Here is a 15715-nt window from a genome sequence, read left to right as displayed (position 1 = left end):
ATTGCATGCTCCCTATATCACATTGTACTCTCCTTGGGCAGTCAACTCAAAATTTGACCATTCCCGCATGGACAGTCCGTGCATTCCAAGCTATGATATAAGCAGGAATTCTCTGTAAGCGTAACCTTTAACTTATGTCTATTTGACAGAAAGGGTATAATGCTATGAATACAAAGATAGTCTTTGCGCGGTTTCTCGCGATTATTGTACTCGTCATCCCTGGCTTAATGGCCATGAAGGGGTTTCTTATGATGAAAGATGCCCTATTTCTGTATTACGCTGAGCATGGAAACGACCTGATTGCTCCCGGCTTCCAGTGGCTATCGTTCCTGGGAGGACTTCTTCTTTTTGCTGCAGGCATGAGTTTTCTGGGCGGCTGGATTCTGTTTCGTGACCGTAAACGCAATTATGTAGGCCCCCGTTTTCGCTCGAAAAAACAGCCCGAACAGGTTGAAACACCCGGAAGCAGTTCATAATTCCGGGCTTTTTTATTTTCACATTTAACAAAGACAGGATGGATTACGATGGTTTCCTTTTTACTGACCTTAAAACGTCTGCTCAAAGGCATTTTTCATGCGTTCAAGGACCCGAAATTTGTGGCTTTATTCGTATTAACTGCTGCAACCCTGCTCTCAGGCACCCTATTTTACACACGCGTGGAAGGACTTCACTGGATTGATGCCCTGTATTTCTGTGCCGTTACTCTAACGACCGTAGGACATCCCGATTTTGTACCCTCGACCGGATTCGGCAAAGCTTTTACTGTGATCTACATGTTCGCGGGCATTGGCCTTACCTTTGCCATGATTGCAAGAATAACCGCAGGTATTCTGTTCCCCCGCAGATTAAAAACAGAAGAAGACGCGGAGTAATTTCCGCATCATTTTCCATTTTCACTCATATAAAGCGTCTCGCAGTTTGGTAGACATACGGGACTCCTTGGAGGAGGACTTTAGAATCGTTCTGCGCAGCGTCAGGTTGCTCGCCTGCAGCCGTTCAGCCTCCGACATCAGCTCCGTAAATAAAGTCTGAGCGGCCTCATCCAGTCTGCCCTGTTTATTCAGTTCTTCATAACGCTGCTTCAGTGAGGTTAATGCTTCGTTCATTCGTTACACCTCTTTTCCAATAACTACGTTGATTTCGGATTTCGGAACCAACATCGTAACAATCCATATAGTAACACAAACCGGTTCATATTAGTTCTGGCTCTTTCCAAAGAAGATGTGGTAATCTGTAAAGGTCGCTTTTTTTGAATTCCGTATGCGAGAGGAGTAGCAGCACCGTGCAAACTGGACGTATTACTGTAATTACTGGACCCATGTTCAGCGAAAAATCCGGTGAACTTATTCGCCGTTGTCAGAAGCTTATTCAATTTGGCCGTAAAAAGGTCGTTGCCTACAAACCAGCCGAGGATGATCGTTTCGCTCAGGATGAGATCGTGAGCCGGATTGGTTATAGACTTCCTGCCCATTCCATTCCCCGGCAGTTAACGCCGGAATCCGTAGAGACCATTCTGAATCAGACCATAGATGCCGATGTTGTTGCCTTTGATGAAGTTCAATTTTTCAGCAGTGCGATTATGGAACTTGTCTCCGAACTGGCCTACTGCGGCAAACATGTGATTGTTGATGGACTGAACATGGATTATCGCGGCAAAGAATTCGGATATATTGGAGGGCTGCTCGCTATGGCCGATGATATTGAGAAACTATCCGCGTTCTGCGCAGTCTGCGGCAGCCCGGATGCTGCTTTTACACAGCGGATTGTCAACGGGGAACCCGTTACTCTAGGTCCAGTCGTCATGATTGGCGATTCGGAGGCTTATGAGCCCCGCTGCCGCTGCTGCTTTATTCCTCCGCACAAAGTGGAATGCCCGTCCTGATGCAGCACTTAGCATAAAAGCCCAATTGGGCTTTTTTATTACAACAATTTATACATCACATGCATAAACATGTCATGCGTGCTGCCGAGTGGTTTTGATAAAACAGGCACAAAAAAGCACCGCTGTATGCGATGCTCTCCAATCACTTCCCGCTAGTCACGGGAAACAAAATATTTGTTGGTCATGTAATATGCGTCGCCACGTGACGTTTCTACCATTCCTTTTTTTGCATCCAGGAATACGATCTCTTTACATTTCGTGCAGTACCATTTGGTACGTTTATAAGGAGATTCCGTGACGTAAGCTGTGCCGCATTTACAATCAATCTTCATCAATAGCTCGGTGGATTTATAAGCACTGGACAAACGTTCCAGGTTATCCTGCTGCTGTGTAGGCATAATCGTCTGCTGATAATCAGACAGATGATTTTGAACCTTAAAGTCGGCAACCAGGCCTGCGTTTAATCCAAAAAACTCTTTGCCGATTTCAGTTACAAAGCGCTTCTCATTTCTATAACAATCGAGCCACTCAACAATCTGCTTATTAGACAGTGGAACCGTACCCTTGATACCGCTATTTAAGGTGTAGGTCATGATGTATAAAGTATCGTCTTGTCTTCCTGAGTACATTAGAATCCTCCTTCGAATACATTTGCTAATGTACTACAAAAACGCGCATAAATCAAAATAATGTTGTTTCTGAGCGCATTTCTTCTTATTAAATGGGGAACATGCCTCTATTGGCTGTCGAAGACTTACAAGAACTGCATACATCTGTAACATTTCCCTCTGAAGTCGCCTCGTGCAATATGCTTCATACATCTTATTGTAAATGGGTCAGTAGTACCTCCTCTCCTCATTAGGAGTGTAGTCCGATAGCTTCACTACGCTTTACTGCTGCCAAAATCGTCGTAAGAAGCCCTGTCATTTCATGTTAGCTTCACTGTTTCCTGTTCGCCTGCCTTGTCGTCGTTTTTTAATCCTTGGCTTGAACCATTGTGCCACCTGTTATGTATACGATTCCAAGTTGTGCGTGTGCATCTCATATTTTTATTCGACGTTTTGAGTGTTTTTCCTGTTATAATCTCAGTACATATTAAAAAAAACCGACAGTGCCCGCCTTCTCTTCACAAGAGAAACAGCTGCTGCGTCGGTTTTTCTACGGAACTTATTTATAAAATGTACCCAGTACGTCCAAGTTAGATGAACGTTCGATGCGAAACGGGTAAATGAATCCCTGCTTCATTTTGGCAAACTTTCGCTCCCAAAGGTCTAATCCGGATGTAAACTTATACGCTTGATAAATAAATTTGGAACAATAGTTTTGTTCTATACTAAGAAGATTCGTTTGCAAACGATAAAACCTCACCTGTTCGTAATTCTCCTGAACCCACTCCGCTGCCCGAGTTCCGACCTGACGGAGTTTGGTGCGAAATACGATAAAGCGGTCTCCCTCATAAAAACGCGTAAGATACCAGTCGAGCGTATCGGCAAAAACCGGTCCGTAAGGGTGCACATGATACACTTTGCCATCCAGACCGACAATGCCCATATGCCCGGCATAATACGTGGATTCCGAACTTGGTGTATATAAAATGTCCCCTGGTTCAAGCTTCATTGACTTTAATGTGCTGAGAGGCATGTCCTGCTGCTGTCTTTTCACTGCTGCCCGCTGGCGACGCCCTTCCACCAATAGACGGTGCAGTGCTCCAGCAGTGGCAAAATACACCGCGGACCATTTAATACGTTTTTTATTTACTTTTTTAAACCAGTGCTGCACCAACATAACCTTTTGCGGCCGGGGTGGTGAACTTTTTTTCATAATACCGCACTCCACTCTTGTCCTATTGTAATCCGGTTCGAGAGTCGTCTGACTGCCATACCGCTCAGCAGTGAAAGCTGTTTTAGATCACGGATGCTTGTTATAGATCTTGATTATAATCGGTTTACAGCTGCCCTTCAATTCAGAGCCTGTTCTATCTTGTGCAGTTCTACCATCTTCATACCCGTAAAATGCAAAAAAATAACCTCGGAAAAATTCCGAAGTTATCCTGCTCTATAATCATTACTCCTCCACAACGCCAAGCGCTTTGTTTTTCTCTTTGAAGCGGCTGTTATGAGAAGATACATATGCCACTTTCTCGGCCTCCGGGTCCATATACAGCTTGGCACTATTAACAGCAAGTGCAGCATCTGTAAACGTACCTGCGATCAGATACAGCTTACTTCCATAATCCACAAAATCACCTGCAGCAAAAACACCTGGAATATTGGTCTGCAGCCTATCCGTTGTGCTGACATGCCATTCACCCAGATCTAGTCCCCAATCACGGATCGGACCAAAATCACTCTTCATGCCATGATTAACGATAACTGCGTCGACTTCAAGCATCTTGGTCTCTCCAGTCTCCATGTGTGTGATGGTTACCTGTTCGATCATATCACCGCTCAAACTGTGCAGCTTCTCAATTGCATAAGGAGTTCGTACGTCGACCGAAGATTCCTTCATACGCAGCACGTTCCGCTCCAGCCCGCCGAAGTGATCCCGTCGATGCACTACCGTTACCTGCTGGGCCAGACTCTCCAGTTCGTTTGCCCAGTCTACAGCTGAATCTCCTCCACCAGAAATCAGAACTCGTTTGCCCCGGAAAGGCTCCAGCTCCTGCACCGTGTAGTGCAAATTCGACACTTCATAACGATCTGCTCCATCAAGCTCCAGCTTGGCCATCTTATAAATACCGTATCCGATAGCCATAATAACCGTTCGAGTCCAGTGCTGTTCACCGCCAGCAGCTGTTAACAGAATCGTTCCGTCAGCTTGACGCTCGAACCCTTCGATTTGCTGCCCGAACACCAGCGTGGGATCGAACGTGCGAGCCTGCTGTTCAAGCTGCTTAATCAGATCTTCACAGAGGATTGGAGTCACGCCACCGACATCCCAGATCATTTTCTCTGGATAAAACAGCATTCGTCCTCCTAGTCTGTCGCGTGCCTCAATCAATTTGGTTTTCATATCCCGCATACCGCTATAAAAAGCAGAGTACATGCCCGCAGGGCCGCCTCCGATTATCGTTACATCATAAAGCTCCAATTCTGGTTTCATCTCTACAGGACCTCCATCCATTCGAATCAAAATGTTGATTTTTGTGATATTGATTCTCATTATCGTTTAAGTTTAATGGAAATCTGTTGAAATTACAATGCATATTTATAAACGTTCATAAATACTCTTTTAATGACATTCTTTCATGAATTAGTGGACTTTTGGAGCAGCTAACAGTTTATCTACAACAAAATCGAGTTGTTTATTGATTGAATATACATCTGAATAATAGAAAAAATCAAAATCAATCTCGATCAGCCGACCTTCTTTTACTGCCGGGATGCTGCGCCATATAGGGTTGTTCGTCAGATTGTCTGCCCCTTTATAAACTGAGCGAAACACATAGTCACCTATATATTCAGGAAGTACTTCCATAGAAATCGTAGAACCTGCCGCTTCTGAAATTACATCAATTTTATCTTGTAGCACCTCAGGAGCTTTCATTTCCAGATACTCATATACTACCTGAGAACCACGGCCAAACTGCTTACTTTCCACAACGACCATGCTCTTCAAACCACCTTCGATAATAGAAATGGTTTTATCCAATATACCTGCGTCTGCAAGTTTTTTCTTCCCATCTTCCACCTTGCTGTTCAGGTTGTTAATCAAGATTTCAGCTTCCTTTTCTTTGCCAAAGATGCTGGCTATGCTGTGAAGCCGTTCTTCTGTTGTCATTTTCTCATATGGAATATACACCGTAGGTGCGATATTTTTCAAAGTGTCATATGTTTCTTCCGACGGAACAATAATCAGGTCTGGATTAAGGTCAATGATCGCTTCAGGGTTTGGTTCGAACCAGGTTCCGAGTGAATCCACACCTTCAAGCTCACCCTTGTAAGCAGCCCCATCATATACATCTGATGTAGCGATTGGCTTAACCCCGAGTGCAACCACATCCCCCTGGAGATACAGCACAACAACCCGTTCCGGATTAGCTGGAACAATCACATCACCTTTTATTGTTGAGATAGTACGTGTTTCATTATCTTTGTTTACTTGACTTCCCGTCTCTGAAGTTACTGCCTGATTACTGTTATTGGAATTCGTACTCGTTCCTGCACCGGCAGATTGATTAGCTGCCGTCCCCGAAGAACAGGCCGCAAGAAGCATCGTTAAACTTAACAATGCAATCATGATCATGCTGGAACTTGTTTTTTTTCTTTTCATCGATGTAAACCCTCCGTCTTTATATTGATAATGATTATCATAATCAATATAGCTCGACTTCAAGTTCCAGCCAATGGACGATTCGGATAAATGCAATGGACGATCTTCAGCTCGTCCTTCTTCCCTCATCTTCTTTTGATATAGACTTGGAGACATGCCTACATATTTCTTGAAAATACGGCTGAAGTAGTACACGTCCGAATAACCAACCTCTGCTGCGATAGAAGCGAGCTTTGCATCAGAGCGCACGAGTAATTCCCTAGCCCTTCCGATTCGTGTCTGAATTAAGTAATCGATGGGACTATAACCCGTCTTTCTTTTAAATCGCATGGATAAATGACGAGAGCTGTAATTAAATTGCTCTGCTAGCAAATCAAGTGTAACCTGCTCTCTGTAATGATTCTGGATGTAACGAATGGTTTGTTTTACAGGGTCCGCAAGTTCTGTTTGAACCTCCTGTGCAGACAGTTGAACCATCAACTCATGAATGAACTGATAAAACAAACTTTTAGTATGAAGCAGATTTAAATGGCTTGACTGCGCCCATGCTTTCTCCATCTCACTAAGATATCGTAACAGCCCCAGTGGATTACTCGGTGTAAATCCATACTGCAAGGAGAACGGTGCAGCCTGGGGCTGTGCCAATAACATTTTTTTTCGAAAACGAGGAAAGGCAAGGAATGCTCTGTAATAAAGCAGAATATATTCAAAATCTGCATTCGCTTGGATATCCAGTGAAGATCCTTTCGCTCCATGAAGCATGTAAAATGGCTCCGCCTGGTATGCTTGTCCATCTAATTGAAGTTGAGCGGATCCCCGAATCGTATATATAAATCCATTTGCCGGAAGTAAATAGGAACTCAGTTGTGCTCCTCTCTCCATAACGATTCGACGGATATCCAGAACCTTAACTGCGGCTTGATTCCAGCATTTCATCTGTTCGTCTAATTGCATCAAATACTCTCCAATCCTATCTCACTCTATAGAGTTTACAAGCTCATCATTCTCCCAAATTGATAAAAAATGTGAGTAATAACGGTTCACTACAGTATACCAATTATAAGTGATAATAATTTTCATTATCAACTGAAATTTAGAGTGGAATTGATTCTACCTAGAGGGAAAGACAAAATTTGATTGAATCGTATTCGATAACGATGCTGAAACAGCCGCACTCAAAATGAACGGGGAGATTACCCAGGGTATACACTCTATTGTAAAAATAAGCAATCGGATATTTAATCTTATCCGCATTTTATATCGTTTATTCTTTTCCCGAAATCTCTGTAAACCAAGCAGCCAGCTCCTCTGTTTGATCTAATGTTGCAATCGGGTCAAAATACCATGAACGATCCTGGCTCCATATAAATACACGATCGTTCTTAACTGCATCCAGAGAACTCCAGACTGCTTTGTTTTTTAAATCTTCCAGCGTTAGGTCATCTGCCGTTAGAATAATGTAGTCTCCAGCAAATTCCGGGATCGCTTCTGCTGAAACTTCTACCAGCTGCTCCTTCATTAAAATCTCTTTTTTATCAGGAGGGGGATTCAAACCAAGTGCGCTATAAACGGCCTGACCTCCGCGACCAAAATTATCACCAAAGGCTAATGGAGCTTTTTCATTGAACTGCATCACCGACACTTCGGCAGATGCATCGATTGCTTCACTGACACGCTTCTTGGCATCTGCAATTCTAGCATCATAATTAGCTAACCAGGCTTTGGATTCTTCTTTTTTATTCAGCACTTCACCGAAATAGGTGATTTCTTCGTGAGTGTTTTTGAATTCTCCATAAGGAATAACAAGGGTAGGTGCTATTTTGCTAAACGAGTCATATAATTCAGGATTGCCTGTCACAATCAAATCGGGTTCAAGTTCTAACACTTTTTCAAGAGAAATCGTTTCATATTCCCCAATATTTTGAACACCTTCAAGCGAATCAATAAAATAAGGATTCTTGAGATTTAATTCGGGTGTACCCACTGGCTTGATTCCCAAAGCAATAAGGCTTCCCAAATACAGATCAACCACAATCCGTTTAGGTTCATCTGGGATGGTGATACTCCCCTTCATCGTTGAAACCGTGCGTACTTTAGATGTCTTGCTTTGGTTCTCCGCTGTTACTTTGGTCTGGGAACCATTGCTTCCTGATGGTTCTCCCCCGATACTATTGGCGCCACTTGCTGAGCAGGCACTGACCAATAAAGTAAGAATTAGAAGCATACTAAGCAACATTCCGGTTCTTGTTTGTCTGTTCATATGAATGAATCCTCCATGTTTATATTGATAATGATTATCATCATCACCATAAACATACTTCCTACCTGTACCTTTGGAAATATCATTTCCAGACAAGGTTGATGTCAAATCTGGCCAATGCAGAGGAATGGAGGATTTTTTCTTGAATTGCATAGGAGAAAGCCCTGTATGTTTCTTGAACATACGTCCTAAATAATAACCATCCGGATAACCAATCCCTGCCGCAATTTCATCCAGTGTGGCGTCGGTTTCCAGCAGCATCTCTTTGGCTTTGAATAAACGAAACTGGATAAGGTAATCGATGGGACTGGTACCAACCGACTGCTTAAACTTGCGTGACAAACTTCTTGGACTGGTGTTTACCATTTCTGCCAAAGCATGAAGCGTGAGTGGCTGTGTGTAAGAAGATTCTATAATTTTCATGATTTTGTTGGCCTGTTCCTTAGCACTCCGATTGTGTTTTGATCCAGAAGAAATCTGTGATAATATCTGCTCCACAAAGGAAAAGAACAAACTTTTGGCCTGAAAATGTTGATCCATTTTTTTTGAATTCCACAAAATATGCATCTGTTTCAACTGCTCATATAACATGGTTGGCTTGTCTGGTGAAAGGCCAAAATTCATCTGAAACGGATTGGTACGATCCATTATCTTTTGCAGATAATCTCTTCCCGCTCTAGGCAGTTCGGCCCTATACATCAAGTAATACAATCGTAAGCCGGCTTCTCCTGCTTGAATAACCAATTCACTCCCCTTTCCCCCATGGAGAACATAAATCCGATTCACTTCATAATTCACATTATCAATTATCACTCCAGCATTACCCTGAAAAGTGAGAATAAAGGTATGTGATGGAAATTTATATTTCATCTCTTCATACGCTCTAAATTCCACATAACGAATATCTGCTATATTCACTGCGGCATAATTCCAGAGTATATAATATTCATTCCACATGATACTAACCCTACTCCTTTTATATAGATTATATCTTTGCTTCCCTTCTTTTTTTGATAATCATTATCAATTAATATGTTAATTTGTGCAATAGAAACTGTTGTTGTAATTGAGTACTCAAAATCGATTTGTAATTGGATAAGGTGACGGGGGAGTGATTTCGAGATGTCTCATTGGATATTAGTTCCTTGAACACTAAAAAACACTTAAGCTCCAACAGTAAGAAACAGATAAACATCATCTTATATACCTACACAGAGATGATCCTGTCTTGTATGTATACTTATATCCTCTCCGCCAATTTTAGCTTAGCGGTTTATAGCGTAAGTTTCATAATAACTAGGTAACTTTTTGAACTTTCATGTCATTCGAACAGATAATGCTGCCGTTGATGGATTTACAGCTTTTTTTCACACCTGCAGCTTCATGTACAATTTGATTGATGTTACCATACCGTTGATAGAGATTGGTCACTACAGCAATTGATACAGATACCAAAGGAATAGGTCTGTTCAATCCAGATCGACCTTCGCCTATCACATACTGGTTGCTCCAGTCCTGTTCGTTGTAGAAGCTCTGCTTCAACTTCTCAAACCGGGAAATCACCTCTTCACAGACCTGTTTGTACTGGTGATGGTTCAAAATCACGATAAAATCATCGCCACCAATATGGCCTAGAAAACCTTCCGATACACCAAAATGCTCACGCAGTAAACCGGCTGTGGCCTGTATAAGGTCGTCTCCCATTTTGAATCCGTAACTATCGTTATATGATTTGAACTGATCCAGGTCAATGTAGAGAACACTGAACTGGTCCTGCTGAAGTACCTGAACTAATCGATCATCAATAATTCGATTACCGGGAAGTCCAGTTAGCGGATTCATAAAGCTGGCCATTTCAGCTCGAACATCTGCAACTGCCAGAAGCAGCCGCCGGATACTTACCGCTCCGTGGAATCGTTCCCCAGATGTTACCAGAACCAGATCATACAGGTCAGCCTCCTCGCGCTTCATCGCTGCGACACTTACATCTGTAATCTGTTCCGAGTAATCCACGACCAGAGCATTCACGTTCATAAGCAGCTTTACAGGGCGCCCCATATACAGGTTGTAACCGTATTGTGTACCGATCTGTTGAAAGAACCGGGTTCGCATCATTAATGATATGCCTTTTTTTCCTGTAACCGCTGCACCTTCCAGATTCGGATTTGATGTAAACAGCTGATATAAGGCATCACACTTGGTTTCAGGCAGTACGACTGGAATCGGTTCAGCAATTTCACCTATTTGAGTAAACACAACCATCAACTCCTCGCCTCATCATCAACCCTGTCACTTTTGATCTATCTGTGGACACATCGTACCACTTTCTACCTAAAAAAGCGTTAACGTTAGGTAAATTTTTATAAAAGAATACCAATACCACACTCGAACTTGCACAATTCCATGTAAATAGTCACGATATCTAAAAACGACTTTGACGTTATCCGATTATGGTCGGTGTACATATATTGCATTTTTGCTAATTAAAATCAAAACGCACCCCTCCTTGATCGTCTATAGACGAATGAATGGAGAAGTGCGCTTTTTATACTTTATTCCTGATCCTTTCAGCTCACCTTATGCTCAATTCTGAGCTTGTCAGCGACCATCGCGATGAATTCGCTATTTGTCGGCTTGGACTTGCTGATGTTGATCGTGTAGCCAAACAGGTGGCTGATGCTGTCGATGTTGCCGCGTGTCCATGCCACTTCAATCGCGTGACGGATGGCACGTTCGACGCGGGACGGCGTCGTTTTGAATTTTTCGGCAATGGCCGGATACAGCGTTTTGGTGATCGCTCCCAAAATTTCGATATTGTTGTAGACCATCGTAATCGCTTCACGCAAATACTGATATCCTTTAATATGCGCAGGAACTCCGATTTCATGTATGATTGACGTGATGCTGGCATCCAGATTTTTGTGTTTACCCATCGGTACGACATTGGATTTGTTCATAAACATCGAGGAAGAGGACGAGCCGCTGCTTGTTGACATTGTCGTTTGCGTGCCCACAAGCTGACGTACGCGGTTCGCCAGAACTTCCATGTCAAACGGCTTCAAAATGTAGTAGGAAGCTCCGAGCTGCACGGCACGCTGTGTGATGTTTTCCTGACCGAAAGCGGTGAGCATAATCACTTTCGGCTGCGGAGACAGATTCAGGCTGCGCAGGCGCTCCAGCACACCGAGTCCATCCAGATGAGGCATGATAATGTCCAGAATGAGCACATCCGGTACATCCCGAGTTTGTTCCAGCAGCTGCAGTACTTCTTCACCATTGTATGCAATACCGGTTACTTCCATATCTTCCTGCTCGGATATATATTCGGCAAGCAAATTCGTAAATTCACGGTTATCATCGGCCAGCAGTACCTCAATTTTTTGCAAAACGGTATCCTCCTTTTATTTGAACCTCGTCTTTTACAATTTCGTACATTTCCTTACACGTTAAATTTTCGACACGCCAAGTGAAATTCCTTCTGTCGAAAATTATTTTTCTTTATTTTTTTTTCTTGATCCTTTATAATAAATATTTTATTTCAACAACCGATATAATATGTTTACTTTCGACAAAAAAACCTTAAAGCTGTTTATCCAGCCTTAAGGTTTTTCGCTTGGTTTTTTCTCATCATAACACCGGCATCCTGAAGCATCCACTCAATAAAGCATCCATAACCGGATTTCGGATCATTTACAAACACATGTGTTACCGCTCCAATTAACTTGCCATCTTGGACGATAGGGCTGCCGCTCATGCCTTGGACAATGCCGCCCGTTTTATCGATCAGCTTGGGATCAGTAATACGTAGTACGAGTCCTTTCGTTGCTGGCTCCGATTGATCGGCAACATGTACAATATCAATGGAGAAACGTTCTACCTGCTGCCCATCCACCACAGTCAGAATTTCAGCGGGACCTTCCTTCACCTCGTGTGAAAAAGCGACGGGGATGCCCTGTGAATACAGACTGTGTTCGGGATTTTGAGACATTTTACCGAAGATGCCGAATGCTGTATTACGTTCGATATTACCTAGAATTTTGCTTTCTTTAAGAAAATGAGCTCTTTTTTCACCGGGATCACCCGTTTCACTTTTTGAAATGGAGGTCACGTTAGACTGCACGATCTGTCCGCTGCCCACAACGATAGACGTTTGTGTATTCATATCCGTAATAACATGTCCTAACGCCCCATATACCCCTTGATCAGGTGCATAGAAGGTGAGAGTGCCTACACCCGCTGCTGAATCACGAATGTAAAGACCAAGTCTCCAGGCTTTGTCTTCCGCATCATACGCTGGAGTCAGCTTGGTCTTGATCGTTTCGCTGCCGCGCTTCAACACAACATGAATACTTTGATTACGTTTACCAGCAAGTTCAACGGCTTCAGCCACGCCAGCTACACCATCCAGACGTTTGCCATCCATATGAGTAATCAAGTCACCTAGTTTGATACCCGCGGCTTCGCCTGGTGATTTTCGCTCATCCGGATTGGAGCGCACGAGATGATGTCCGACAACGAGGATACCTGCAGATTTAACTTTGACGCCAATCGTTTGACCCCCGGGAACAACACGCAGATCAGGAATTACGTTCACATTGACCGTTTTAACAGGGATCTTACCCCATAATTTCAAGGTCAGTTTGGCATGTCCTGTCTGCTGAGGATGAAGATGCAGAGGCTGCTGCCGAGTAACCTTCAACGCGGATTGATGATCCAATCCAACGATATCGGGTCTATCAACAACTGCACTTGAAGCTGCAGGTACTGCCAGCCTTACGTCTGCCTGCCTGCCCGCAAACACCTGAACTTCATCAGGCAGGGAAGCATAACTTTGCATCGGCTGAATGACCTGACTGAGTACACATAGAAAGAAGGCAAATAAAAGACCTAGCATTTTTTTCCTGAGGGGGGAATTCAATGGCTGTCACACTCCCTTTGCTTCTTTCGCTTGACGAAAGGTGGTCGCCAATTGCGTACCTATAAGATAACCCTGCCCCCAGGCTTTTATTACTGTCAAACATTACGCCAGTCGTTCGTTTCACCCTTTTTTGGCTTCCGCCAGATTCAGCATTTCCTGCGCATGATGCAGTGTTTTTTCTGTAATTTCCACACCACCGAGCATACGTGCCAATTCTTTCACTCGCCCTTGCTCAGACAGCGATTCAACTTGAGTCATCGTACGCCCGTCATAAACATGCTTTTCAATCAGGTACTGATGATCTGCCATGCAGGCCACTTGAGGAAGATGTGTTATGGAGAAAACCTGGCATGTTGAAGACAAACGATGAAGCTTCTCCGCAATGGATTGGGCTGCCCGGCCGCTGACCCCTGTATCCACCTCGTCAAAAATCAATACCGGAATTCGGTCATGACGAGCAAAAATGCTCTTCATTGCCAGCATAATTCTAGACAATTCACCACCGGAAGCGATTTTGCCCAGTGGACGAAGAGGTTCTCCAGGGTTCGGTGAAATCAGAAATTCTGCATTGTCAGCCCCCTGACGGCTGAATCGAATGCGGCGTCCATTCCATTCAATGCCCTTCGGATCTTCAGCAGGTACAATCTGAACACGGAGTGAAGTCCGTTCCATCTGCAGATCCTTAAGTTCACTCTCCACCTGAGCAGCCAGCTCTTCGGCGCACTGCTTGCGCACTCTGCTCAGTTCCTCAGCTGACTCCATCACGAGCAGCAGCAGTTTATCACGTTCCGAACGAAGCTTTTCCAAACGTTCATCCTTGTTTTCGAGCTGGTCCGTTTCGTGACTGATCTGTTCGTAGTAATTTAAAATGTGTTCAACACTGTCTCCGTATTTGCGTTTCAGTCCAGAGATCAAGTTCAATCGCTGTTCCACTTCCTCCAGCCGGCCCGGATTAAATTCGATCCGTTCCCGGTAGTCTCGAAGCTGAAACGCTGCATCCTCCAATTGATAAAAGGCAGACTGCAGCTGCTCTACAATCGGCTGTAATCCTTTGCTGTCATAACCAGAAATATCTTCAATTCGGGATAGAGCTATGCTAACCGCTTCCAATCCTCGCTGTCCATTCAGCAGTTCATAAGCACCAGCAACGCTGTCCATCATTTTCTCACTATGGGATAGTTTGACCCGTTCTTCGCCGAGTAATTCATCTTCACCGCGGGCAAGACTGGCCGCAGCGATTTCCTCAAGCTGAAAGCGATACATATCCAGCAGCTGGTAAGCCCGCTGGCTTGACTCTTGGAGCGCTCGCAATTCTTTCTCGGCAGCGATAAATTTGCTGTAACGCTCTTGATATCTCGCTTTAACCGGGCCGATAAATTCAGAGCCGTACGTATCCAGCAGCCCGAGATGGCTTTCTGCACGCAGCAGACTCTGGTGCTCATGCTGACCATGAATATTGATCAGCTTCTCCCCAACTTCACGCAGCATCGTCAAATTAACAAGCTGCCCGTTAATACGGGACGTACTTTTTCCCTGTATGTTCAATTCGCGCCGGATGACAAGATGCTCCTCGGGCTCACAATGAATACCGAGCTGTTCCAGTGTGCTCCATACCGGATGACTGGGTTCCATCTCAAACAGCGCTTCCATCTCTGCCTTGTCGCATCCATATCTGATCAGATCGGCTGAACTCCGGCCACCCGCAATCAAACCAAGAGCATCTATAATAATGGATTTACCTGCACCGGTTTCCCCGGATAAAACATGAAATCCCGGATGAAAGACAACATCCACTTCCTCCACCACGGCCAGATTGCGAATCGATAATGTAACTAACATCTGCAAAAACACCTCCGGCTGATTTAAGCAATGTATCCCATGATCCGCTCGATGACAGTAACGCTGTTATCTTCTGTGCGGCAGATAATAAGGATGGTATCATCCCCACAGATCGTACCCATCACTTCGGTCCATTCAATATTATCAAGCAGTGCTGCAATGGAGTTTGCTGTTCCCGGCAAACATTTCATAACCACGAGATTGTTTGTATGATCAATGTGCAGAAAATTGTCCACCAAGGCACGCTTGAGTTTTTGAATCGGATTGTAGCGCTGGTCTGTCGGCAGCGAATATTTATATCGCCCATCATCCATCGGAATCTTGATTAACAGGAGCTCTTTAATATCACGAGATACCGTGGCCTGTGTCACCTGAAAACCCGATTGACGCAGCGCTTCCACCAGATCATCCTGAGTTTCAATTTCGTTTTGGCTTATAATTTCACGAATCTTAATATGTCGTTGTCCTTTCATACATGCCTCCAATAAAATGTTATTGCAATTAAGCGGGATTTTCACCGCAATGCTGTCCCACACCTGTCTCA

General features: G+C 44.0%; 14 protein-coding genes. 3 read left to right on the top strand and 11 right to left on the bottom strand.

The annotated features are described in order from the left end of the window. Positions 1 to 164: 164 nt before the first annotated feature. On the top strand, positions 165 to 476 hold the full coding sequence (locus tag ABXS70_RS07615; protein WP_366295089.1) for a DUF2627 domain-containing protein: 312 nt from the start codon (positions 165 to 167) through the stop codon (positions 474 to 476). A gap of 48 nt (positions 477 to 524) precedes the next feature. Then, positions 525 to 872, top strand: a complete 348-nt coding sequence (locus tag ABXS70_RS07610; protein ID WP_342551777.1) for a potassium channel family protein — start codon at positions 525 to 527, stop codon at positions 870 to 872. 21 nt (positions 873 to 893) lie between these two features. Here the strand turns inward: ABXS70_RS07610 and ABXS70_RS07605 are convergent, their stop codons facing one another. After that, positions 894 to 1106 (bottom strand): hypothetical protein, encoded by a 213-nt coding sequence (locus ABXS70_RS07605; RefSeq protein ID WP_342551778.1) that lies wholly within the window; start codon positions 1104 to 1106, stop codon positions 894 to 896. Between the two features lie 176 nt (positions 1107 to 1282). Between ABXS70_RS07605 and ABXS70_RS07600 the strand changes: the two genes are divergently transcribed. Then, positions 1283 to 1882 carry a thymidine kinase gene (locus ABXS70_RS07600; protein WP_090922476.1) on the top strand — a complete coding sequence of 200 codons (600 nt, stop codon included), beginning with the start codon at positions 1283 to 1285 and terminating at the stop codon, positions 1880 to 1882. 152 nt (positions 1883 to 2034) lie between these two features. Here ABXS70_RS07600 and ABXS70_RS07595 read toward each other — a convergent pair whose 3' ends face one another. From ABXS70_RS07595 to argR, 10 genes are all read right to left on the bottom strand, one after another. After that, entirely contained in the window at positions 2035 to 2511 is a 477-nt protein-coding gene (locus tag ABXS70_RS07595; protein ID WP_095290460.1) for a hypothetical protein, read from the bottom strand. A gap of 538 nt (positions 2512 to 3049) precedes the next feature. Beyond that, positions 3050 to 3703 carry a hypothetical protein gene (locus tag ABXS70_RS07590; protein WP_366295082.1) on the bottom strand — a complete coding sequence of 218 codons (654 nt, stop codon included), beginning with the start codon at positions 3701 to 3703 and terminating at the stop codon, positions 3050 to 3052. A 243-nt stretch (positions 3704 to 3946) separates the two neighbouring features. Further along, positions 3947 to 4984 carry an NAD(P)/FAD-dependent oxidoreductase gene (locus tag ABXS70_RS07585; protein WP_342551780.1) on the bottom strand — a complete coding sequence of 346 codons (1038 nt, stop codon included), beginning with the start codon at positions 4982 to 4984 and terminating at the stop codon, positions 3947 to 3949. A gap of 150 nt (positions 4985 to 5134) precedes the next feature. Beyond that, on the bottom strand, positions 5135 to 7108 hold the full coding sequence (locus ABXS70_RS07580; protein ID WP_366295079.1) for an AraC family transcriptional regulator: 1974 nt from the start codon (positions 7106 to 7108) through the stop codon (positions 5135 to 5137). A 310-nt stretch (positions 7109 to 7418) separates the two neighbouring features. After that, entirely contained in the window at positions 7419 to 9371 is a 1953-nt protein-coding gene (locus ABXS70_RS07575; RefSeq protein WP_342551782.1) for an AraC family transcriptional regulator, read from the bottom strand. Between the two features lie 339 nt (positions 9372 to 9710). Then, complete coding sequence (locus tag ABXS70_RS07570) at positions 9711 to 10676, bottom strand: GGDEF domain-containing protein (protein WP_342556382.1); 966 nt, start codon at positions 10674 to 10676, stop codon at positions 9711 to 9713. A 305-nt stretch (positions 10677 to 10981) separates the two neighbouring features. Next, positions 10982 to 11800: a sporulation transcription factor Spo0A gene (spo0A, locus tag ABXS70_RS07565; RefSeq protein WP_342551783.1), complete on the bottom strand. Its 819-nt coding sequence runs from the start codon at positions 11798 to 11800 to the stop codon at positions 10982 to 10984. A 203-nt stretch (positions 11801 to 12003) separates the two neighbouring features. Continuing rightward, positions 12004 to 13332, bottom strand: a complete 1329-nt coding sequence (gene spoIVB / locus ABXS70_RS07560; protein WP_342551784.1) for a SpoIVB peptidase — start codon at positions 13330 to 13332, stop codon at positions 12004 to 12006. Positions 13333 to 13452: 120 nt separating this feature from the next. Next, the gene (recN, locus tag ABXS70_RS07555; protein ID WP_342551785.1) at positions 13453 to 15171 is read right to left on the bottom strand and encodes a DNA repair protein RecN; all 1719 of its coding nucleotides are present in this window, start codon (positions 15169 to 15171) and stop codon (positions 13453 to 13455) included. Between the two features lie 23 nt (positions 15172 to 15194). Next, positions 15195 to 15644 (bottom strand): transcriptional regulator ArgR, encoded by a 450-nt coding sequence (argR, locus tag ABXS70_RS07550; RefSeq protein ID WP_110895260.1) that lies wholly within the window; start codon positions 15642 to 15644, stop codon positions 15195 to 15197. Positions 15645 to 15715 lie beyond the last annotated feature (71 nt).

This window comes from Paenibacillus sp. AN1007 (assembly GCF_040702995.1).
Lineage (GTDB): Bacteria > Bacillota > Bacilli > Paenibacillales > Paenibacillaceae > Paenibacillus.
This window is presented reverse-complemented; position numbering and strand designations above follow the sequence as displayed.